This is a genomic window from Bradyrhizobium sp. Mp27, from assembly GCF_029953005.1.
GTDB lineage: Bacteria > Pseudomonadota > Alphaproteobacteria > Rhizobiales > Xanthobacteraceae > Bradyrhizobium > Bradyrhizobium barranii.
In genome coordinates this window covers 1-300 of the sequence record NZ_JASAUS010000727.1, presented here as the reverse complement: position 1 = coordinate 300, position 300 = coordinate 1, and the positions used below count along the sequence as shown (strand labels likewise).

Annotated in this window: 1 protein-coding gene; it reads right to left on the bottom strand. The window is 54.7% G+C overall.

What is annotated here, in order from left to right:
• Positions 1 to 74: 74 nt before the first annotated feature.
• The coding region (locus QJT78_RS52465; RefSeq protein ID WP_281460981.1) for a hypothetical protein at positions 75 to 300 on the bottom strand (226 nt) is incomplete at its 5' end.

Here is a 300-nt window from a genome sequence, read left to right as displayed (position 1 = left end):
CGAAAGTCATCGCCGGTGTAAAGTTCATCGACGGAATCGAAGTCATTCCGAACACTGAAAGCCACGCCGCCTGATCAGGCCGCGTCACCCAAAATCAGCCATAGCTCGGTTCGATCACGTGTACCAGGGCGGAGTACACGTTTTGGTTTTACCAATTGTTCTGCAGTACGCATTGCGACCACCAGCACGCTAGCGGTTCGCCAGCTTGACCGATCGAAAAGCGGTCGCGCAAGCCGTGGTCCCCCGACACACGGGCTTTCTAACTCAACGATGCTGCGATATTTTAAAAGCCATGCCTCG